Annotated in this window: 17 protein-coding genes and 1 pseudogene; 11 read left to right on the forward strand and 7 right to left on the reverse strand. The window is 64.1% G+C overall.

What is annotated here, in order from left to right:
* Positions 1-82 precede the first annotated feature (82 nt).
* The 3 genes from R5O87_RS03330 (at position 83) to R5O87_RS03340 (ending at position 4,205) form a co-directional block, all read left to right on the forward strand.
* Entirely contained in the window at positions 83-1,138 is a 1,056-nt protein-coding gene (locus R5O87_RS03330; RefSeq protein WP_410557570.1) for an LLM class flavin-dependent oxidoreductase, read from the forward strand.
* A 106-nt stretch (positions 1,139-1,244) separates the two neighbouring features.
* Positions 1,245-2,432 (forward strand): metallophosphoesterase family protein, encoded by a 1,188-nt coding sequence (locus R5O87_RS03335; RefSeq protein ID WP_410557571.1) that lies wholly within the window; start codon positions 1,245-1,247, stop codon positions 2,430-2,432.
* Positions 2,433-2,510: 78 nt separating this feature from the next.
* Complete coding sequence (locus R5O87_RS03340) at positions 2,511-4,205, forward strand: SulP family inorganic anion transporter (protein WP_410557572.1); 1,695 nt, start codon at positions 2,511-2,513, stop codon at positions 4,203-4,205.
* A gap of 335 nt (positions 4,206-4,540) precedes the next feature.
* On the opposite strand, the gene R5O87_RS03345 is transcribed toward R5O87_RS03340, so the two are convergent.
* Positions 4,541-5,449, reverse strand: coding sequence for a LysR family transcriptional regulator (locus R5O87_RS03345; RefSeq protein ID WP_410557574.1), 909 nt, complete (start codon positions 5,447-5,449; stop codon positions 4,541-4,543).
* Between the two features lie 78 nt (positions 5,450-5,527).
* Here R5O87_RS03345 and R5O87_RS03350 point away from each other — a divergent pair, with 78 nt between their 5' ends.
* From R5O87_RS03350 to R5O87_RS03370, 5 genes are all read left to right on the forward strand, one after another.
* Entirely contained in the window at positions 5,528-6,196 is a 669-nt protein-coding gene (locus R5O87_RS03350) for an RraA family protein (RefSeq protein WP_410557575.1), read from the forward strand.
* Positions 6,196-6,858 (forward strand): RraA family protein, encoded by a 663-nt coding sequence (locus tag R5O87_RS03355; RefSeq protein WP_410557576.1) that lies wholly within the window; start codon positions 6,196-6,198, stop codon positions 6,856-6,858. Before R5O87_RS03350 ends, R5O87_RS03355 begins: the two co-directional genes overlap by 1 nt.
* Positions 6,855-7,463, forward strand: a complete 609-nt coding sequence (locus R5O87_RS03360; RefSeq protein ID WP_410557577.1) for an RraA family protein — start codon at positions 6,855-6,857, stop codon at positions 7,461-7,463. Before R5O87_RS03355 ends, R5O87_RS03360 begins: the two co-directional genes overlap by 4 nt.
* Complete coding sequence (locus tag R5O87_RS03365; RefSeq protein ID WP_410557578.1) at positions 7,460-8,368, forward strand: alpha/beta fold hydrolase; 909 nt, start codon at positions 7,460-7,462, stop codon at positions 8,366-8,368. Before R5O87_RS03360 ends, R5O87_RS03365 begins: the two co-directional genes overlap by 4 nt.
* A 356-nt stretch (positions 8,369-8,724) precedes the next feature.
* The gene (locus R5O87_RS03370; RefSeq protein WP_410557579.1) at positions 8,725-9,003 is read left to right on the forward strand and encodes a hypothetical protein; all 279 of its coding nucleotides are present in this window, start codon (positions 8,725-8,727) and stop codon (positions 9,001-9,003) included.
* Positions 9,004-9,015: 12 nt separating this feature from the next.
* Here R5O87_RS03370 and R5O87_RS03375 read toward each other — a convergent pair whose 3' ends face one another.
* Entirely contained in the window at positions 9,016-9,621 is a 606-nt protein-coding gene (locus R5O87_RS03375; protein WP_410557580.1) for a dihydrofolate reductase family protein, read from the reverse strand.
* A 163-nt stretch (positions 9,622-9,784) separates the two neighbouring features.
* Positions 9,785-10,735 carry a cation diffusion facilitator family transporter gene (locus tag R5O87_RS03380; RefSeq protein WP_410557581.1) on the reverse strand — a complete coding sequence of 317 codons (951 nt, stop codon included), beginning with the start codon at positions 10,733-10,735 and terminating at the stop codon, positions 9,785-9,787.
* A 212-nt stretch (positions 10,736-10,947) separates the two neighbouring features.
* On the opposite strand from R5O87_RS03380, the gene R5O87_RS03385 reads away from it, so the two are divergent.
* Together R5O87_RS03385 and R5O87_RS03390 are read left to right on the forward strand one after the other, a co-directional pair.
* Positions 10,948-12,147, forward strand: coding sequence for a pyridoxal phosphate-dependent aminotransferase (locus R5O87_RS03385; RefSeq protein ID WP_410557582.1), 1,200 nt, complete (start codon positions 10,948-10,950; stop codon positions 12,145-12,147).
* On the forward strand, positions 12,144-13,103 hold the full coding sequence (locus tag R5O87_RS03390) for a 2-hydroxyacid dehydrogenase (RefSeq protein ID WP_410557583.1): 960 nt from the start codon (positions 12,144-12,146) through the stop codon (positions 13,101-13,103). The genes R5O87_RS03385 and R5O87_RS03390 overlap by 4 nt, the downstream gene beginning before the upstream one ends.
* A 202-nt stretch (positions 13,104-13,305) precedes the next feature.
* On the opposite strand, the gene R5O87_RS03395 is transcribed toward R5O87_RS03390, so the two are convergent.
* The 3 genes and pseudogenes from R5O87_RS03395 to R5O87_RS03405 form a co-directional block, all read right to left on the reverse strand.
* On the reverse strand, positions 13,306-16,035 hold the full coding sequence (locus tag R5O87_RS03395; RefSeq protein WP_410557584.1) for an aminotransferase class I/II-fold pyridoxal phosphate-dependent enzyme: 2,730 nt from the start codon (positions 16,033-16,035) through the stop codon (positions 13,306-13,308).
* Positions 16,036-16,239: 204 nt separating this feature from the next.
* Positions 16,240-17,961, reverse strand: coding sequence for a urocanate hydratase (gene hutU / locus R5O87_RS03400; protein WP_410557585.1), 1,722 nt, complete (start codon positions 17,959-17,961; stop codon positions 16,240-16,242).
* Between the two features lie 169 nt (positions 17,962-18,130).
* Positions 18,131-19,320 (reverse strand): annotated as a pseudogene (locus tag R5O87_RS03405) (acyl-CoA dehydrogenase family protein).
* Between the two features lie 255 nt (positions 19,321-19,575).
* Here R5O87_RS03405 and R5O87_RS03410 point away from each other — a divergent pair.
* Positions 19,576-21,048, forward strand: coding sequence for a purine-cytosine permease family protein (locus R5O87_RS03410; RefSeq protein WP_410557586.1), 1,473 nt, complete (start codon positions 19,576-19,578; stop codon positions 21,046-21,048).
* An 89-nt stretch (positions 21,049-21,137) separates the two neighbouring features.
* Here R5O87_RS03410 and R5O87_RS03415 read toward each other — a convergent pair whose 3' ends face one another.
* The gene (locus R5O87_RS03415) at positions 21,138-21,956 is read right to left on the reverse strand and encodes an IclR family transcriptional regulator (RefSeq protein ID WP_410557587.1); all 819 of its coding nucleotides are present in this window, start codon (positions 21,954-21,956) and stop codon (positions 21,138-21,140) included.
* Between the last annotated feature and the right edge of the window lie 105 nt (positions 21,957-22,061).

Below are 22,061 nucleotides of genomic sequence, written 5' to 3' on the forward strand. Positions count from 1 at the left end.
TTGTCGGCGCTGACTTCGGAATCGAATGTGGGGTCCGGGCGCATATTCTGGGGATCAGCCGTCCCGATTCCGAAGGAAGCCCATGCCCGACTCCTCACGCCCCTTACGCAAGCTTGGATTTCTCACCATTGGCCTCTTCGATCCGGCGGATCCCGCCTCGGGCCATGAATCGACTTTGCAGGTCATCGAACTGGGTGAGCGGCTTGGGTTCGACAGCGCCTGGCTGCGCCACCGCCATCTGCAGTTCGGAATCTCCTCTCCTATCGCGATGATGTCCGCCGCCAGCCAGCGCACCTCGCGGATCGAGCTTGGAACCGCTGTCACCCCACTCGGCTGGGAAAACCCGCTGCGCCTGGCCGAGGACCTTGCCACCGTGGATCTGCTCGCCGGGGGACGCATCAACCCGGGGCTGAGCGTGGGGGAACCCATGCATTACGACACCGTGAAGCACGAGTTGTACCCGGATTCCTCGGAGTCGGAGGATTTCGGCTACCCCCGTGTGGAGCGGCTTGCCCGTCTGATCGCAGGCGAACCGGTGCGGGACTTTTCCGGGAGACAAGGCGTGGTCGAGGAATACTCCTCCCGCGTCGAACCGCACTCCCCCGGGCTCCGGGACCGCCTCTGGTACGGGGCTGCCAGCAGCAAGTCGGCCGTCTGGGCCGGGGCGAACGGTTTCAATCTGCTCTCCAGCAGCGTGGTCTTTCCCGAAGCCAACCAGGAACCGGACTTCGCCCATATTCAGCAGGCGCAGATCCGCGCCTTCCGCAAAGCCGCCGCCGCGTCCCAACTGCATGCACCGGCCCGCGTCTCGCAGGGGCTGGTTGTGATCCCGACCGATTCAGCGTCCCCGGACCAAAGGGAGAAGTACCAGCGCTACGTCGATGAACGCACGCCCCGCACACGGGCGCCGCAGGGGCCAAAGGGCATGTTGTTCGCCCCGGATCTGATCGGCACCAGCGATGAAATCGCCGGGCAGCTGCACGCACACGCAGGATTCCAGGAAGTCGACGAGGTGGCATTCGCGCTGCCCTTCAGCTTCGACCACGACGATTACGTCCAGATCCTCACCGACATCGCCGGCAAGCTGGGCCCTGCCCTGGGGTGGACTCCGGCCCAGGGCAGGCAGGACTTGCTGTAGGTGTTTCGTTCACCGGGTGTTCCGGTGCGGGATGCTTTTCTCTCCTATCGTCTGAGCGGAATCGAGGGCCTGAACCAAAGGCCGTAACCGCGAAGAGAGGCAAATCATGGAGTCCACCCCCAGCCACCAGTCCACCATCAGCAGGCGGGCGGCGCTGGCAACCGCAGGAGCTTTGGGTGCACTTGGGATAACCGTGTCAGCTGCCGCCGCCAGCAAGGCCGGGACGGACACGAAGGCACCCAAGCCCACGCTGGCCTTCCGCGCGGACGGCACATTCAAGATCGTGCAGTTCAACGACACCCAGGACGATGAGCAGACGGACCGCCGCACCATCGAACTCATGGACCGTACGCTCGATGCCGAAAAGCCGGATTTCGTGGTGATCAACGGAGACGTCATCAATGGAGGCTGCGACACGGAACTTGAGGTCAAGCAGGCGCTCAACCATGTGGTCCGGCCCATGGAGACCCGGCAGATCCCCTGGGCCGTGACCTTCGGCAACCACGACGAAGACTCGGTACAGCGGACAGGCATGACTGAAGCGAAGATGCTCCAGTTCCTGCAGAGCTACGGGCACAACATGAATGCCGACTCCGTCCCGGGACTGACCGGCACGTCCAACTCGCAGCTGCTGGTCCAGTCCTCGCGGACCAAGGCTCCGGCCTTCGGCCTTTGGCTCATCGATACCGGCCGGTACGCCCCGGAGAGCATCAATGGCCAGGACTTCGCGGGCTACCCCGACTGGGACTGGGTGCGCATGGACCAGGTGGCCTGGTACCGGAACCAGTCCATCGCCACCGAGCAGAAGTACGGAGCAAAAATTCCGTCACTCATGTGGGGCCACATCGCCCTGCACGAGCACCGCAACATGTGGTTCGCCAGCCTCGACTCGAGAACCGTGGCGGACCATGACCGCGCGGTCGCCAAGCACAGCCTCATCGGCGAGCGGAACGAGGACGAGTGCCCGGGGCCGTTCAACTCCGGGCTCTTCAATGCCTTCCTGGAGCGCGGAGACGTGCTCGGGTACTTTGTGGGCCACGACCACGTCAACACCTATGTGGGCAACTACTACGGCGTTGAGCTTGGATATGCGCCCGGCACGGGATTCGGTGCCTACGGACTGCCCGGCGCTGAACGGAACCGGCTTCGCGGTGCACGCGTCTTTGAACTCGACGAAAGCCACCCACGGGTCTATAAGTCCACGCGGCTTGTCTTCGCCAAGGACTTCGGCATCGACCTGGCCGCCAATGACCAGCCCATAACGCCCCTCCCGCTGGATCCGGCCCAGCAGTAGCCGGGCAGGAACCATGGCAGGGAAGACCCACAAACCTCGCCATGGCGTGCCGGGGGCAGGATGGGCCATTATCGGAATATGCGCCGATCCGGAAAGACCATAGTCTGGCCGGTTCCGCCAGCCCTGCGCGGCTACAAGATCGCGTGGCTTCGGCACGACCTGATGGCCGGCGCCGCGCTTTTCGCGATCCTGATCCCCGCGGGGATGGCGTATGCCCAGGCCGCCGGCCTTCCACCGGTGACCGGTCTCTACGCAACGGTAGTGTCCCTGATTGTCTACGCGGCAGTAGGGCCATCGCGTGTACTGGTGCTGGGACCGGACTCCGCGCTCGCGCCGATGATCGTTGCAGCCCTGGTTCCCCTGGCCGCGGACAACGAGCAGAAATCCGTTGCGCTGGCGGGTCTGCTGGCCATAATGATTGGCGGCATCCTGCTCCTCGGCTCGGTGCTGAGACTGGGAATCGTCACCGGACTGCTGTCGAAGCCCATCCGGCTTGGCTACCTTAACGGCATCGCCCTGTTGGTGGCAGTTTCCCAGCTTCCCACCCTGCTGGGGATCTCCGTGGAAAGCGGCACACCCTGGGACAAACTTATTGCCGCCGCCCCGAAGGTGATTGCCGGCGGGGCCAACCTGACGGCGCTGCTTCTCGGCCTGTTCTCACTGGCGCTCATTTCGATTCCCCGCTGGCTGAAATGGAAGGTTCCGGGCGTGCTTGTTGCAGTGGTTTTGTCCTGCATCGCCGTGGGACTGCTGGGACTCCGCGAAAACCTGAAGGTCACCGGGCCCCTCCCACAGGGGCTCCCCGCACCGGCCCTCGCCGGAATTGACTGGGCCGACGTCGTGACCCTGTTGCCCGCCGCCGCCGCGATCGCTCTCATCGTCTTCGTTGATACCGGAACCCTATCCCAATCGTTGGCCGTCGCCGGAGACGGCAGGGTATCGGGAAACCATGAGATGGCAGCCCTGGGCGCCGCAAACGCCGCCGCTGGGCTGCTGGGCGGCTTCCCTGTATCGGCCAGCACCTCCCGGACACCGGTGGCAGTCGAGTCGGGGGCGAAATCACAGCTGACGGGCGCAGTAGGCGCGGTGCTGGTGCTCGGCTTCATGCTCGCAGCGCCGGGTGCCACCGAGTTCCTGCCCGCCGCAACGCTCGCCGCGATTGTCATCGCCGCAGCTGCAGGAATTGCCGACCCCGCCGGTGTGCGGCGACTCATCGGCATGAGCCGCAGTGAATCGTTGGTGATGCTCGCGGCATTCCTGGGGATCACCGTATTGGGCGTCCTCCCGGGCATCGCCGTTGCCATCGGCCTGGCTATCCTGGATTTCATCCGCCGGGCCTGGAACCCTTACCGCGCTGAACTGGTGGACGTCCCTGGGGTGCCGGGGTATCACGACCTAAGCCGTCACCCCGAGGGTGAACGCATAGCCGGCATGATAATTCTGCGCTTCGACGCGCCGCTGTTCTTCGGCAACGGAGCCTTGCTGGGATCCTTTGTGCGTGACGAACTGGACCAGGCGGCGGACGGCACGCAGCGCGTAGTCTTGGCGGCAGAGCCTGTGACGGGAATCGACACGACGGCACTGGACGAGCTGGTGCAGCTCGATGAATGGCTGGACCGGCACGGCGTGGACCTGGTCTTCGCCGAACTTAAAGGACCGGTCAAAGACAGACTGTTGCGCTACGGCACGGGCGCCCGCTTCACGCCCGAACATTTCTACCCAACAGTGGGCGCAGCGGTGAGGGCGTTCCAGCGGGAGCGCAGGGACGAATAAGGGAACCGACGCCGCCGTGCCTAAAAGTACGCCTCCCTCACTGCTGCGATGAAGGGGATGACGGTAGTGACGGTAAAGTACCAAAATGCTGCCGCGGTGACTGCCAGGACCGTGCATATCACGATCCAGAAGAGCACCGGCGATGAAGTCCGTCCGGGGTTTTCAACCATGGCCATCCTGCCAACTTTCCTTCTTGCTGCCACTCCAAGAGTTTTAGTTGCATGCCCTTTCAGGATGCTGGGCAAATCTGGGAGGTGCGTGGGGATCAGCCGTGTAGTCACCACATGTTCGGCCCGGCGCCCCGCGGGTGCCGCCTTCACCGCAGTTCTTGGACGTTATCCGGCCACGTCCTCCGCGCGCTCCCCCTCCGGCGTCGTGCAGGCGATGAAGTGTTCTACGAGGGGTTCGTGGCCGCCGGCGCGGACGACCACGGAGAGTTCCACCAGGTCGACGCGTCTGCGTAGCTCGCGCCAGACCAGGCCCTGGCGTTGCTGCCTGACCGAGGATTCGGGGGCGATTGTTACCCCGAGCCCGCATGTCACCATGGCGAGCTGGGAGTTGATGGAATTCGCGTAGTGCTGGGCTTCCGGGCTGAAGCCTGCCTGGCGGCAGGCAGTGACGAGTTCGTCGTGGTAGTCCGGGGAGATGTGCCGCGGCAGCCACACCCAGGGGTCGTCGCGGAACTCTGCCAGACTGACTGGCCCCTCGGCGCCGGCCAGCCGGTGGTCTTCGGGCATGGCGACGACAAAGTGGTCCCGCCGCAGAGGGACCGAGGTCAGGCGTTTGCCGGTCGGGGTTTGCCGGATGATGGCGAGGTCGAGTTCGCTCCGCTCGAGGGCGTTGCGTCCGTGGTGGGAGTCGATCTCCCGGACGTGCAGCTCCACGAGCGGCCGGGAGGCGCGGAAGCGCTTCAGGATCCGGGGAAGGGTTTCAGCGAACGCCGAGGTCACAGCGCCGATGCGCAGAGTGCCGGCCAGGCCGCCGGTTGCCAGGGCCGCGACCTCGCGGGCTCGTTCGGATGCCCCCACGAGCAGCCGGCACTGCTCAAGGAACACCTGCCCGGCATCGGTCAGCAGAACGCTGCGGCTTGACCTGTTCAGCAGTGTGAGGCCCAGCTGGCGTTCCAGTTGCAGGATGGCCTGGCTCAGGGGCGGCTGGGACATGTTCAGCCGGTCCGCCGCGCGGCTGAAATTCAGTTCCTCGGCCACGGCGATGAAGTACCTGGCCTGCCGTACCTCCACCATTGATCTAGTCGCCCTTCGTCTCATAGCTATAGCGAATCAGACCTTCACTCTATCAACGTGCTCCGCTGTACTTGAAGCATGACCTTTTCCAACACTGCTCTTCTGGCCGGTTACACGGAGTTGGATTCCGCTGCTGTCTCTGATGCCCTGGATGCCCTGGGCCTGCCGCCCGGGCAGGCCGGCTTCCTTCCCGTCTGGGGTCATCCCAAAATGGTCGGCTTCGCCGTCACCGTCCAGCTCGAACCCTATGTCCCCGGGCCGTCCGGCGCGCACATCGGCTCCGCTGCCGTGGCTGCCGCCACGGACGAGAACGTGATCGTGGTGAACAACGAGGGCCGCACAGACGTTTCCTGCTGGGGCGGGCTCCTCAGCCTGGGCGCGGCACTGAACGGCGTCCGCGGCGTCGTGGCCGACGGCGCCGTCCGCGACGTGAACGAAGCCCGGGAATTGAGCTTCCCCGTTTTCGCCAAGGGCCGGATCCCGGCGACGGCCCGGGGCCGGCTGCAGCAGCGCTCCACCGGAGAACCGGTCCGGCTCGGCAACGTCACCGTCACCCGCGGCGACGTGGTGTTCGCCGACGAAACCGGCGTCGTCGTCGTCCCCCGCGCCCACGCCGAAGAAGTCCTGGAAAAAGCCCAGGCCTTCGCAGAACGCGAACGCGGCATTGCCGCAGACTTGCGCGCCGGCGTCGCCCTCCACGAGGCCATGCGCGACGCGCGCCTTGCCGGAACCACCGAAGGACACTGATGAACACCGCCACCTCTAACATTGCCGCCCGACTGAAGGCGATCCCGACAGCGTCCATTTCCGACGCCATGGATTCCCTCGGCATCCACGGCACCCTGCACGGACTGGCCCCGCTGACCTACGACTTCCGGATCGGCGGGCCCGCCTTCACCGTCCAGTACGAACCGGCAGGGTCCGAGCGCGGCAGCGTCGGTGACTTCCTTGACGATGTGCCGCCCGGCGCCGTCGTGCTCATCGATAACCATGCCCGCACCGATGTCACCGTCTGGGGCGGCATCATGACTGAAATCGCTGCCGCCCGCGGCATCGGCGGCACCGTCATCAATGGCGTCTGCCGCGACTTGAACGCCGCCCTGCGCCAGGACTACCCGCTGTTCAGCCGCGGCCGGTTCATGCGCACCGGCAAGGACCGCGTCCGCCTGGTCGCCGTCAACAAGCCGGTGACGATCAACGACGTTCAGATCTCCCCGCTGGACATCATCTGCGGCGATGCCGACGGTGCCCTGGCCGTCCCGGCTGCCTGCGCCGAAGAGATAGCTGAGATCGCCGAACGCATCGAAGACGTCGAAGCCCGCATCATCGAGGCCGTCAAGGCAGGATCCACTTTGGTCCAGGCCCGCGCCGACCTCGGCTACCACGACCTGCAGACGAGGAAAGCATGAGCAACCCAGCCGGCGGACACTCCGCAGCCACCCTGTACGAAGCCGCGAAACTTCCCTGCGCGTGCGACCCGGGCCTGAAGGCAGCCTGGCCCGGGGCCAAGGTCGCCGGCCCCGCGTTCACCGTCCGCGGCATCGGCGGGGATAACCTCGCCCTCCACAACGCCGTCCTCGCCGCACCCGCCGGCAGCGTCCTCGTCGTCGACCTGCAGGGCGCAGCCTACGGCCACTGGGGCGAAGTGCTCGCCGTCGCCGGACAGCACCGCGGCATCGCCGGGCTCGTCATCGACGGGGGCGTCCGCGACTCCGAGGAAATGGGCGCCATGAACTTCCCGGTCTTCTCCCGCCACGTTACGGTCGTCGGCACCGTCAAGGACTACCCCGGCGACATGCGCTCCCCCGTCCGTGTGGGCGGCATCGTGGTCCACACCGGCGACCTGGTCGTCGGAGACGCAGATGGCGTCGTCGTCCTTCCCCAGGACTCGGCCGCAGCCATCATCAGCCGCGCGGACCAGCGCGTCGGCGACGAACACCGCATCATCGCCGAGATCCGCGCCGGCAAGACCACGCTCGAGCTCTACGGCTTGAGTGCTGAGGCGGCCCGGTGACCGCCGGCGCCCTAACCAGGCACCCGATGACGCTGACCATCGACGGGACCGAAGTGCGGCTGTCCTGCATCAGCAGGAAAGGCTCCGGGCTTCCCATCGTGTTCCTGCACGGCTTCGGCTCCACCAAGGAGGACTACGCCGATGCCGCGCTGCACCCTGCCTTCGCCGGCAGGCCCATCTTCGCCTACGATGCTCCCGGCTGCGGCGAATCCGAGTGCTCAAACCTTGGCAAAGTCTCCATCCCCTTCCTGGTCACAACAGCACTGGCCGCCCTTGCCGGGCAGGGCATCGACCGATTCGACCTGGTGGGGCATTCCATGGGCGGGCTGACATCCTTAATGCTCGCCCACCAGCACCCGGAACGGGTGGCGAGCTTCACGGACATTGAGGGCAACGTGGCGCCAGAGGACTGCTTCCTCAGCCGCCAGATTTTCCTGCACCCGCACGAGGACCCCGAGCGGTTCCTGGAGGACTTCATCGCCCGCAACTGGGCGGCGCCCTTCTACTCCAGCCCGCTGTACGCCACCAGCGTCCGCTACAAGGTGCGTGCCGGTGCCGTCCGCGGAATCTTCGAATCCATGGTGGACCTCTCCGACAACGCAGAACTGATGGGGAAGTTCCTGGCTCTGCCGTTCCCCCGCATGTTCATGTACGGCGAGCAGAACAAAACCCTCAGCTACCTCCCGCACCTTGCCTCAAACGGCGTGGTCCTCGCGGAGATCCCCAACAGCGGCCACTTCCCCATGTACTCCAACGCCAAGGAAATGTGGCGCAGGATTGCTGCCTTCCAGGCCCTGGCCAACGGGACCCTCACCCTGCACCGGGGCCGCCACGCCGTGATCAGTTGCGGCGGTCACCCAAGGTCTCTGGAACCCCGGGTGACCGGCCGCCGTCGTAATTCCTGACGCGTCAGTCGTTGATCAGGTCAGCGGCCGTCCTGGCGGGGCTCGAGCAACTGGCTTATACGATCGCCTGATACGACGCCGCCCGGGGTGACGGTTTCCCCTAATGGCGAATCTCACAGGTCGCCCGTGCCAACTCTGACGCGGTGGGCTGGCAAAATTGAGTACAGGAGTTCAACCCGACGATGGATGCACCGAACTTCCGTGACAAACCTGCCCCCGACACGCTGAAGCCCAGCTCGCAGATCAACAGCTGGTCTTAGCGGTCGCATGCCTCGGCCTTATCCCTTGCTTGGCTTCTGCTCGCAAGTCGCCGGCACAAAGCCCCGGGAGGCGGGCGATGACAGTTAGGAACCGATATGCCCGAAGAAGCAATCTACTGCGACGTCTGCTGGACGAATCGGAGTCACGCCCACATCCGCGACTTGCCCATTTGCTCGTCTTGCATCGAGGAACTCAATATGACCGGTCTCCACCGTCTGGTGTATTCGGACAGCGAACCGTTCGAGACGCTGTACGGGCAGCGGATGACCGAGGCCGAGGCCACGGACAGCCGGGAGCCGGCCCTTTTCAACCCACGCAACAGCGAACAGCTTTCCTTGGCGGCTCAATTTGACGCCCTCGTAGGGGCATTCTGATCAGCCTGCGAGCTAGCTGACGCGGCGATAGCGGATGTGGGTGGTCAGCGGAGAGTGAAGCACTTCGGCAGGTTCGAAGCCGAAGGATTCAACGCCGTCGAAGATACGCTCGCCCGAACCAAGCAGGACCGGTGCGATGTCGAGGGTGAGTTCGTTGACCACGTCGGCCATCAGCGCCTGCCGGACAGTCGAGGCACCGCCGGCGATGTCCACGCCTTTGTCCCCGGCGGCCTCGCATGCTGCAGCGTAGGCCGCGTCAAAACCCCCGGTGACGAAGTGGAAGGTGGTCCCGCCCTCCATCTGGATCGGGTCATGTTCGTAATGGGTCAGGACGAACACCGGCGCGTGGTACGGCGGCTCGGGGCCCCACCACCCGGTCCATTCCTCATCCCATTCCCCTCGGATCGGGCTGAACATGTTCCGGCCCATCACATAAGCGCCCCGTGGCCGCATGAGCCACTCGTTCGCGAGCTTGTCGGCATCGTTGGCTCGCGGGTCGCCGATGTGCCAGCCGTGCAGCTCCCGCCCCCGCTTCCCTAAGGGGTTCTCACGGCTCTGGTCAGGTCCGGCGACGAAACCGTCCAGCGAGATCGACATGTGGCAGGTGGTGTCCGGCATCGCAAACCTCCTGAGTGAAAGCGACTTGCACCCGTTCGAGTGGAATTGTGGGGAGCATAGCATGCGACCGCATTCTCGCCGACGGCCGCGCCGCTCCTCATCTTTGCGGTCATTTCTCTTTGGCCGGGGCTTTCCTCACAGCCCTCGTCATAACTGCGCCTGCCTAGAAGCGCAAGGCGGTCTCGTCCGGAGTCGCCAGCGTCAGCACGGCTTCCTCCACGGTTTCGTGGTCCTCCAGTTCGCGCTCGATCCTGCGCAGGGCAACGGCTACTTCGTGTTCCGGGTGATCGCCCTGCAGGTCCACCGCCGCCACAAGGTACAGCTTGCGGGGGCCGACGAACTCCATGTGGAGGTACGTGAGCCGGGCGATATCCCGGTGTTCGAGCAACCGGCGGGACATTGAACGTTCGATGTCCGGGGTCACGCCCTGCCCCACCAGGAACCGCCGGTTGCGGTCGATCAGCACAACGGCAACAACCGCCAGCAGAACACCGACGATTATCGAGCCCACGGCGTCCGGCAGAGCCGATCCGGTGATTTGGTGCAGGAACACGCCCGCAAATGCAACCACCAGACCGACGAGCGCGGCAGCATCCTCCGCAAACACGGCGCGCAGGGTGGGATCGGAACTGATCAGGACCTGCTCCAGGGTGTTCCGGTCCAGCTCGCGGGCTGCCTCGCGGGTCTGGCGGAAGGCCTGGACGAACGAAGATCCTTCGAGGACGAAGGCCACCGCCAGGACCACGTACGCCACCAGGAAGTCGGACGCGGGCTCCGGTTCGATGAGTTGCTGGATGCCGTGCATGATGGACACCACCGCCCCTGCGGTGAACAGCCCGAAAGCGGCGAACATCGACCAGACATAGGCCTCGCGGCCATAGCCCATTGGATGGCTTCCGTCCCGCGGGCGCCGGGAACGCCGCTCCGCCATGAAGAGGAACACCTGGTTGCCGGTGTCCGCCCAGGAATGCGCGGCTTCTGCGGTCATGGAGGCAGATCCGGTGAGGACGGCTGCCACCGACTTGGCGGCCGCCACGAGGGCGTTCGCCGTAAAGGCGATGATGACAGTCAGCAGTGTGGAGCCGGGCTCTTCGCGCTTATCGGATGCCGCCATGGAAATACCGTACCCAACGGGAAGGAAATGATGCCCTGCCTGCAGCTGGCCGGTGATCCAGTGGCGGAGGGGATGAAATTGGAAGGTTCCCGCCATCGCGGCCAAAGTTGCTGAAACTTCACTTGACGATCAACTTCCGCGTTCTAATATATTAGTTCTATACTAGGTGTGGTCAATGAATGATCGAACGCCAACTCGATGAGGAGTGGAATATGCAGCAACTCGCGCACCGGCTTGAACGCCTGGGCACCGAAACCGCCTTCAGCGTCGCCCAAGCCGCCGCCGCTTGGAAGGCGAAGGGGAACCTGGTGTACCCCTTCCACCTCGGTGACATCAACATCCCCACCGCCCCGAACATCGTGGAAGCGATGAACAAGGCGATCTCCGACGGCTACACGGGCTACTGCCCCGGCCCCGGCATCCCGCAGCTGCGTGAGGCCCTTGCCGACGACATCGGCTCGCGCCGCGGCATCGAGTTCTCCCCCGAGAACGTGGTGGTGATGACCGGCGGCAAGCCCGTCATCACGAAGTTCCTGCAGGCTGTCATGAACCCCGGCCAGGAAGTGCTCTACCCCAACCCCGGCTTCCCGATCTACGAATCGCAGATCGAGTACCTCGGCGGCACGGCCGTGCCGTACCGCTATGTGCCCACCAGCACCGGTTTCGCGATCGACCTCGAGCAGATCCGCGCGTCGATCACCCCGAACACGGTCGCCATCATCTACAACGACCTGCAGAACCCCATCTCGGCCGAGTCGACTGCTGCTGAGCGTGAGGCCATCGCACAGCTCGCGATCGAACACGACCTGTGGGTCCTCTCCGACGAGGCCTACTTCGAGACCCGCTATGAGGGCGTCTCAAGCTCGATCACCTCGATTCCCGGCATGGCCGAGCGCACCGTCATCCTCTACACGTTCAGCAAGAAGTTCGCCATGACCGGCTCACGCCTGGGCTGCGCCGTCGCCCCGCGCGAGATCGCCCAGGTGCTCAGCACGCTCAACACCAACGACGAGTCCTGCACCACGCACTACGTGCAGTGGGCCGGCGTCGAAGCGCTCCGCGGACCCCAGGATTCCGTGCAGCAGATGCTGGACATCCTGCAGACGCGCCGCGACACAGCATGCGACCTCGTCAATTCCATCCCCGGCATGCACGTCGCCGTGCCGCAGTCCACGTTCTACCTGTTCCCCGACGTCACCGAGGTCATGGAACGCATGGGCTACACGGCGGTCGGCGACTTCGCCTCCGACGCTCTGTACAAGACCGGCGTCTCCTTCTGCACACGGGAGCACTTCGGCCGGCGGCTGCCCGGCGAGGACCGGCAGTACATCCGGCTCGCCTACTCGGGCATCGAAGCGGAAGCCATCCGCGAGGGCCTCGGCCGCCTGCGCGAATGGATCGTGACCGCATGAGCCGCGTAGTCGTCACAGGACGCATTCCTGACGCCGCACTCGAAAAGCTTCGCGCCGAGCACGAGGTCGATGCCTGGGCCGGCCCGGAATCGATCAGCCGCGACGAGCTCCTGCGCCGCGTCGCCGGCGCCGATGCCATCGTCAGTCTGCTCACCGAGCGCGTCGACGCCGAATTGCTCGACGCCGCGGGCCCCCAGCTCAAGGTCGTCTCCAACGTCGCCGTCGGCTACGACAACATCACCGTGCCGGCCTGCACCGAACGCGGGATCGTCGCCACCAACACACCCGGGGTGCTTACCGAGGCGACGGCCGACATCGCGTTCGGGCTCATCCTCATGGCAACCCGCCGGCTCGGCGAGGGCGAACGGCTCATCCGCGCTGGCCAGGCCTGGAAATGGGGCATGTTCTTCCTGCTCGGATCCAGCCTGCAGGGCAAGACGCTGGGCGTCGTCGGCATGGGCGGCATCGGCCAGGCGACAGCACGCCGGGCCAAGGCCTTCGGCATGGACATCGTCTACCAGTCACGCAGCGAGATCGACCCCGCGATCGCCGCCGAACTGGGGGCGCGGCGGGTCGACCTCGACGAGCTCCTGACTGTTTCCGATGTCATTTCGCTGCACTGTCCCTACGGACCGAACACGCACCACCTGATCGGCGCCGAGCAGCTTTCAGCGATGAAGAGCTCCACGTACCTCATCAACACCGCCCGCGGACCCATCGTCGACGAAGCGGCCCTCGCCGCAGCGCTGCGCGAGGGCGTCATCGCCGGCGCCGGGCTGGACGTCTTCGAAAAAGAGCCGCAGGTCCACCCCGAGCTGCTGGACCTGGAGAATGTGACACTCGTGCCGCACCTCGGCTCGGCCACCGTCGAGACGCGCACCGCCATGGCAGTGCTCGCCGCCGACAACACGCTCGCCGTGCTCCGCGGCGAGCAGCCACCCACACCGATCGGTTAGTGGCGAGTGGCGGACAGGTAGTCCGCCCGGGCATACGACAAAGTTGGCGCCGGACTTTTAGTCCGGCGCCAACGTCATTAACCCGGCTGAGGGGCAAACAGCGGGTGCGGTTATAAACTGTGGGGCACCGCCGTCGTTACTGCGTGTTCAGGCAGTACGCAGCCCGGCGTCCTGGTAGCCGTGGGACGGAAGCCGCCTTCACCTAAGCGCCGTGCTGATCCGCCTCTGGTTCTGCCATAACGCGAAAACCGAAGTCGGGGTTGTATCCGTGGATTTCGCGGGTGTCCAAAGCCGTCATGTAGTCAAGGATTCCCTGGGTTATGACCTGCCCTGGGACCAGGACCGGGAAACCTGGCGGATATGGCGTGACGAAGCTAGCGGAGACAACTTCTTTTCCGGCCGCAATTTGTTGCCTCAACTGGGCGGGTGTCCGGTACGCCGTGCCATCTTGCTTGTAGGTGTCGAAGTAGGCCGTTCTGATGTCGCCGTCCGGGGTGGAGGGTGTGGTGCGGTAACGGTCGGCGAAGTGACTGAAGTCCGGCAAGGGGGGTGGCTGCATTGTCAACGCCTCCACTTGGCCCTCCCAGCTTTTCCTCGCTCGGGTGCTCATTTCCGTCGTGCTTTCTTCGAAGGTGCGAGCAAGCTTTACGAGGACCTCGATCAGGTACGCCACTGCACTGCGGGAGGTACCGATATTGGTCATGAACAGAACGGTGTTCCGTGAGGTCTTGTTGACCTGGATACCAAATTCGTTCATGAGGTACTTGTGCTTGAACGTGTCACCGTCGACGCCGGTGCGTCCGATGTCGAGGGTGAAGCGGCTTGGATCCACGACGAACTCGTCCAGCCGCCATGCCTCTTCCATCGCTGCCAGCCCTTCACGCAACGGGCTGGGTACACGGCTCTGACGGTAGGCCTCGGGAATAAGGTCCGTGCCGGAGAGTATGCGGAAGTATTTCCGCAGGAGCGGGTGCTGTGCAATGGCCTGGCTGACGCTGACCGCGAGGTCGGTCTGCTTTTGTACGAGTTCGTAACCTTCGAGTTCGGCCTGCCGTCGGCCGATATCGAGGGAAGCGAGAATCTGATAATTGGGCGAGGTCGAGGTGTGGGTCATATACGCTTCACGGAAGGCTTCTTCATTCAGGTTGCCGTAGTCCTGGTCGAAGACGTGAATCATGGAGCCCTGCCGGAGAGCCGTGAGCGTCTTGTGGGTTGATTGGGTCGCATAGACGCGCAGGCGGGTCCTTGCGGGGTCAGGTAGAAGCCTCGTTTTAAGCCACTGTTCATCGCCGACGGGTTGCCTGGTGACAGGGTCGTGAAGCACCCGCGCCTGCGAAGCATGGCGTTGGGCATAGGCAGGGTCGTTGAAGTCGTTCTCCAGTTTGCGCGCGGCCGCCATTGCTGTTCGGCGCCGGTAGATGGGGTGGAAGCCCGCGAACGCGAACCAGGCTTCGTCCCACAGGAAAACAAGATCCGGTTTGATGGCGAGGCATTCGGCCATAACCCGCTCCGCGTCGTAGACGATGCCGTCAAACGTGCAGTTGGTGAGAGCGATCATTTTGACCTCGTCGAGGCGGCCTGCGCTCCTGTAGTCAAGGAGCATCTTCTTGATGTTTTCCAGGGGAACGGCACCGTAAAAGGAGTGCTTGTCCAGCGGGTATGCCTCGAGGTAGGCGACCCGCGCGCCGGCAAGGACAAGAGCATAGTGGTGGGACTTGTGGCAGTTGCGGTCGACGAGCACCACATCCCCGGGTGCAACGATCGATTGATGGACGATCTTATTGGCCGTGGACGTGCCGTTCGTGACGAAGAAGGTCTTCTTCGACCCGAAGGCCCTGGCTGCCAGGGTCTGCGCCTCCTTGATGGAACCGTGTGGGTCCAGGAGGGAGTCCAGTCCGCCGGAGGTGGCTGACGTCTCGGCCAGGAGGAGGTTGAGGCCGTAGAACTCGCCCATGTCCTGAATCCACTTGGAGTTCACGACCGAGGAACCGCGGGAGATCGGTAATGCGTGAAAAACTCCGGTGGGCTTCCTGCTGTGGTGCTGCACCGCGGTGAAGAAGGGCGTGTCATGGCGGGCGGCGATGCCGGCCAGCAGCGACAGGTGCAGTTCCAGGGTGTCATCCTTGCGGAATATACGGCTGAAGCGCTGGGTCAGGGCTCCCGCAACCCTCTCTATGGACACCCCCGCCATCAGGTATAGGTCAAGCTCAGGTCGGAGATCTGCCAGCCTTTCAGCCAATGTCAGAATACGGCGGACAGGTTGTGCCTCGTCGGGGACTCCGTCTATGAATGAGTCGAGGAACTTCAGCAGGTCACGTCCAAGCCTGCGTGATGTCGTGGACTTAAAGCCCGGGCGGATAATGCATGCCTGAATATCGGGGTTGAGCAGGATTGCGACTATGGCGTCCTCGAAGCTGGGAACAACATTGAGCTCGTACAGGAAGTCATCACCGGCGCGGCGACGGTTCCGCATTTCTTCCTTGAAGTTCTCCTGGTCCTGTCCGGTGGTGTCATCAATGACCAGGACCTCGAATTTGGGACGACCGTCCCGGGTCAACCCATGACCATCCCGTCGGAGACGGCCGGCTTGCTGGTCTGCTTCCCCTTCCTTTTGCGTGCCGGGCAGCGAGCAGGACGCGGTGGTCGACAATTCGAGTACGTCCCTGTAGTCCCCCGCCTCAGCCTTCTCGCGCAGCCGCTCAACGAAGGCCAGTCCTGGCATTGCCCAGTACATTTCGATGGCTTCGAGCACTCGCAGAAGCCTGCGGACTTCGCTCTGCAGTTTCGAATTTTGCGGCCCTGACGTGTCGGAGGCCAACTGTTTGGCCGCATAACGGAGGAAGTCCCAGGCGTCACGGCGGACCCTCCATACGCTGCTCGGCGTTCCAATCGTTGGTTCGTTGACCGTTGGTGCCTCTGTATGGGCGCTCATTCTTGTTCCCTTTAGGTGTCTTATGTTTTTGCCGGTCCCCGCGACCGGCTAGTCGGTCTCCGGGCACCGGCAAAACAGGCAATCGTCATCGCATTCGATGAGGTCAGTCTGGCGTTGCGCGGGCAGGCCGGCGTGAGCCAGCGGGGAGACGGAGCGTTCAAGGACCATTGCGTCTGCCATCAGGTCACTCCCTGTTCCGGGTGGTCAGCGACCGGAGCCGCGGGATTCCTGCATGGGGATGCGGACGCCGCGTTCCTTGGCGACGTCGATGGCGCGGTCGTAGCCGGCGTCGACGTGGCGGATGACGCCCATGCCGGGGTCGTTGGTGAGGAGCCGTGCGAGTTTTTCGGCGGCGAGGTCGGTGCCGTCGGCCACGGAGACCTGCCCGGCGTGGATGGAACGGCCGATGCCCACTCCCCCGCCGTGGTGGATCGAGACCCAGGTGGCGCCGGAGGAGGTGTTGATCAGCGCGTTCAGCAGCGGCCAGTCCGCGATCGCGTCCGAGCCGTCGGCCATGGCCTCGGTTTCCCGGTACGGGGAGGCGACGGAGCCCGAGTCCAGGTGGTCGCGGCCGATCACGATGGGCGCCTTGACCTTGCCCTCCCTGACCAGCTGGTTGAAGAGCAGGCCGGCCTTGGCGCGTTCGCCGTAGCCCAGCCAGCAGATCCGGGCCGGCAGGCCCTCGAACTCGACGCGCTCACCGGCGGCGTCGATCCAGCGGTGCAGGTGCTGGTTCTCCGGGAACAGCTCCTTGATGGCCTTGTCCGTGACGGCGATGTCCTCCGGGTCACCCGAGAGCGCGACCCAGCGGAACGGGCCCAGGCCCTCGCAGAACAGCGGCCGGATGTAGGCCGGCACGAAGCCGGGGAACTCGAACGCCCGGCCGTAGCCGCCCTTGCGGGCCTCGTCGCGGATCGAGTTGCCGTAGTCGAACACCTCGGCGCCGGCGTCCTGGAACTCCACCATCGCCTGGACGTGCCTGGCCATCGACGCCTGCGCCTTCTTCGTGAACCCCTCCGGGTCGGCCTCGGCCTCACGGTGCCACTCCTCCACCGAAATGCCCTCCGGCAGGTAGGACAGCGGGTCATGCGCGGAGGTCTGGTCCGTGACGATGTCAATGGCCAGCTCACCGGCCTGGTGGCGGCGCAGCAGCTCCGGGAACACCTCGGCGGCGTTCCCGACGTACCCGACGGACCAGCCGCGGCGCTCTTCCTTGGCCTTCATGACCTTGGCGATCGCGGCGTCCAGGTCGGTCTCCACCTCGTCCAGGTAGCGCTTGCCGGCCCGGCGGCGCAGGCGGGTCTCGTCGACGTCGACAATCAGGCAGGCGCCCTCGTTCAGGGTCACGGCCAGCGGCTGCGCCCCGCCCATGCCGCCGCACCCGCCGGTCAGGGTCAGGGTCCCGGCCAGCGTGCCGTTGCCGTCCCCGGTGAGCTTGCGGGCGATCGCGGCGAACGTCTCAAACGTGCCCTGCAGGATGCCCTGGGTGCCGATGTAAATCCAGGAACCGGCCGTCATCTGCCCGTACATCATCAGGCCCTCGGCCTCGAGCCGGCGGAACTCGGGCCACGTGGCCCAGTCACCAACAAGGTTGGAGTTGGCCAGCAGCACCCGCGGTGCCCACTCGTTGGTGCGGAACACGCCCACCGGCTTGCCGGACTGGACCAGCAGGGTCTCGTCCTTCTCCATCGTTTCCAGGGTCCGCGTGATCGCGTCGAACGCGGCCCAGGAACGCACGGCCCGGCCGGTGCCGCCATAGACCACCAGGTCATCCGGGCGTTCGGCCACCTCGGGATCGAGGTTGTTCATCAGCATGCGCAGGGGCGCCTCGGTCTGCCAGGACCTGGCGGTGAGCTCGGTGCCGCGGGCTGCTTTGACCGGACGGGCACCGGTAGTGAAATCGGCGGAGCCGTGTGAAGTGGACATGATGTTTCCTTTGGTAGGTGGAGGTCTGTCTGAAAGCCGCTGTTGTCGCCGCATCAGCGGGCAGGAGATCTTCTGCCTCCATGGAATCCCAGCGAACGGGTTCCACGACAGGTCAGGGATGGGTCGGCTGTCCGGTATGGGAGACTGCCGGAAGGATGCTGGTGGCCGCTCAGGTGAACGCAGCCACTCCGGTTATGGCCCTGCCTGCCACGAGAGTGTTGATTTCGTAGGTGCCTTCATAGGTGTAGATCGCTTCGGCGTCACAGAATATTTTGCCGATCTCGTAATCCACGGCCACGCCGTTGCCCCCAAGGATGCTGCGGCCCATGGCGACTGTCTCGCGCATTCTTTTGGTGGTGAAGGCTTTCGCCATGGCCGAGTGTTCATTCTTGCTTGTCCCCGCCTCTTCAAGCTGGGCGAGCCGGACCATCATGCCCATGGAGCTCATCGCGTTGCTCAGCATGGTTACCAGCTGTTCCTGAATGAGCTGGTAGCTGGCGATCGGTTTACCGAACTGGCGGCGTTCGACGCGTACTTCCGGGCGACGTCGAAAGCGGCCATCTGCAGGCCGACTGCCTGCCACCCGACGGTAGCGCGGGTGGACTTGAGCACTTTGTTGGTATCGCGGAAACTGTTGGCCCCGGCGAGTTTGAAGTCGCCCGGTACGCGTACGTTGTCCAGAACTATGTCGGCGTTCTGGACGGCCCGGAGGGCAATCCGGTTCGGAATCAGAGTCGCTTTGAATCCCGGAAGGCCGGTTTCGACGAGGAAGCCTTTGACCTGGCCGTCGGCTTCATCCTTGGCCCACACGATGACGTAATCGGAGAAGGTGGAGTTGCCGATCCAGCGCTTTTCACCATTGAGAACCCAGTGCCCGCCCTCCCTGCGGGCGGTCGTCCGGGTTCCTCCTGCCACGTCGGAACCGGCAAGGGGTTCTGTAATGGCAAAGACGCCGGTCTTCCTGAGCGCGTAGATGTCGGGGAGCCAGGCAGCCTTCTGCTCCTCCGATGCAAGCAATTCGATTGAACCGGTGAATAGCCCGTCATGTCCGCTGAAAAACGTGCCGAAGGAAGCATCTACCCGGTGGATGGCTGCGGTAAGCATGCCGGCAAACAGATGCGAGTGACCTTGCCGGCGGACGGGGCTGATGATGTCGAGTTCGGCAATCTTTGGAATCAGGTGTTGGGGAAATACGCTGCGGTTCCAGTGGTCCCCGGCTATCGGCCGGACTTCTGCCTCCAGCCAGTCCCTGACGCTCTGCAGGCGCACGCGTTCCTCTGTCCGCAGGAGTTCCTCATAGCCGAGGAAGTCCGCCGTTGGGTACGGAAGAACGGTGCCGTCTGTTGTCTTGTTGCCCATGGTGGTACCTCCGATGAAGGGGCTGATGGTGACGTTGGGGTGGATAGGCCTCTGGGGGGATTCCCCCGTCGACGGCCGCTCTTCGAAGGTAATCCAGATACTTTTCCCCGGATGAGCTGGATCACAGTTTTTGCCTCGACGTCCGGTACACCGGACAGCACCCGCCCTCCGGGCCGGTGCCAGTGATCCACATCATGCTCTGATGGAAATGACCCCACGGGGAGAACTTTTCAATTCCAATAGAAGGAATACGCAATGCAGGCGAATACAGGAACCGGGACGGGCGGTCCGCGCGTGGAGCGCCGCACTATCGACTTCGTCCCTGAAAGTGAACGGCATGGTTCCCCGTTCCACCAATTCACTCTCTGGTTTGGCGCCAACATGCAGATCACCGCAATCGTTGACGGCGCCTTGGCAGTGCTCTTCGGCGCGGACGCGCTCTGGGCCATCCTCGGCCTGTTCATCGGAAATCTCCTGGGCGGGGCAGTGATGGCGCTGCATGCCGCACAGGGTCCGCGGCTCGGCCTTCCACAAATGATTTCCAGCAGAGCCCAATTCGGCATTCTCGGAGCCGTTATTCCCCTGGTCCTGGTGGTCATTATGTATCTCGGATTTGCCGCAACGGGCACCGTCCTCGCCGGCCAGGCAGTAGATGAGATACTGCATACGGGGACGCCAGCCTTGGGCATGGTTTGCTTCGGCGCGCTCACGGTGCTGGTCGCGACACTGGGTTACAAATACATCCACCTGTTGGGCCGTGTTTCCACCATCGTGGGTATCGTCGGCTTCACGTATCTGGGCATTCGGCTCTTCACCAACTTCGATGTGGGGGCAGTGATGGGGGCAGGCCACTTCGAGTTCCCCACGTTCCTGCTGGCTATCTCCCTGAGCGCCGGGTGGCAGCTGACCTACGGGCCCTACGTGGCCGACTACTCCCGGTACCTGCCAACCAAAACCAGCACCGGGAGCACTTTCCGATCCTCCTATCTGGGCACGATCATCGGCTCGCAGTGGTCAATGACCCTTGGTGCACTGTTCGCCGCACTTGCCCTGCCCAAGGGTGAACGCTTCCTGGACGGTCAGGTCGCCTTTCTCGGCAACCTCAGCGGTGGCGGTCTCGTCGCCGTCGTTATTTACCTCGTCATCGTGGTGGGAAAACTGACTGTCAATACCCTCAACGCCTACGGCGGCTACATGACCATGCTGACGTCCATCACGGCGTTTACCCAAAAGTCCGCCGTCGCGGCCTGGACAAGGTTTGCATATGTGGTCGGCTTCATCGCGGTGTCGGTGCTCATTGCAGTGCTTGCCTCGCCTGACTTCATCGCCAACTTCAAAAACTTTGTGCTTCTGCTCCTCATGGTCTTCATTCCGTGGAGCTCCATCAACCTCGTGGACTATTACCTCATCTCCAAGGAAAAGGTAGACATCCCGGCGCTTTACGATCTGAACGGGCGGTACGGACGCTGGAATGTCACGGCGCTTGCCACCTACGCCTTCGGCATCATCGTTCAGATCCCGTTCCTGGCGCAGACCCTCTACACCGGACCCATGACGGAGCTCCTGGGCGGCGCAGACATTTCCTGGCTGGTCGGGCTCGTGACCACTGCCCTTGTTTACTATCCGCTGGCCAAGAAGACTGCCAATCCCCCCGCCGAAATGGTTTACCCCAGCGACGAAGCAGCCCAAGCGGTACCGAACCACCGCGAGTCCGAAGGAGTTTTTTAAGAGGGTGAAATTAGTGCCCTGACACGGCCTCAGACCGCCCAGCTGCCGAAATAGCAGCTGGGCGGTCTTCTGCCTGCCCGGCCGGTTAGCTAGCCGGCCGGCCCCAGCCTCCGCGATATTTCCCTTGCGCACCTTGCCACTTCAGGCACCCATTCCTTCGCCATGTCCTCCAGCCGGACTGTTCGCTCATGATGGGTTCGCTCCCCGCCGGCGGCCCGGGCGGCTGCCGCCCGCGCGGGAAAGGCACGGTTCGCCACTGTCAATGTCACACTCGCGACCCGATACTGTTCGCGGTCCAGTACCGGCACGGCAACGGAGGAAAACCCCACGGTGATTTCATCCTGCTCCCAAGAGAAGCCAGCTTTGCGGATCCGGGACAGGAGTTCCTGGAGCTCCGGCAGGGTTTGCGGACCGTCTTCAAGGCGGGATGTGAAGGCGTCCCGGTCAGGGTAGAGCGCTGCTACCTGGGCCGGCTCCATCCAGGCCAGCATCGCCCGCCCGCTGGCGGTCAGATGCGCCGGCAGCCGTACGCCCAAGTCCGTCACCAACGGCCTCTGCCGGGGCGCCCGCTCCTCGATCACATAAATGACATCCCGCCCATGCATCACGGCCAGATGCGCTGTGCGGCGGGTCCGTGCCACAAGCTTGGACAAGGGAAAGCGTCCGATCCGCTGGAGGGGCACCTGCCGGGAGTACCCGGTCCCCAGTTCGTGGGCACTCACACCCAAGGCATACTTTTGTTCCTCCGGCAGGTGGACAACAAAACCGTCATCCATCAGCGCCTGCAGCAGGTCATATGTACTGGACCGCGCCAAGCCCACATCCCTGGCGATCACAGAAGCCCCGACCGGGCCGGCCTGGCTCCCCAGATACCTCAAAACCGCCAGCACGTTCGTGGCGGCAGGCACTTTCGCCCGGATCCTGGAATGATTCATGAGCACAGAATACGCCCTCGGCTGTCCGGTATACCGTACGGCCAGCCCGCCCACACCATGGCCCTCCTGCCGCTGGTC

Source organism: Arthrobacter globiformis (assembly GCF_046536215.2).
Lineage (GTDB): Bacteria > Actinomycetota > Actinomycetes > Actinomycetales > Micrococcaceae > Arthrobacter > Arthrobacter globiformis_E.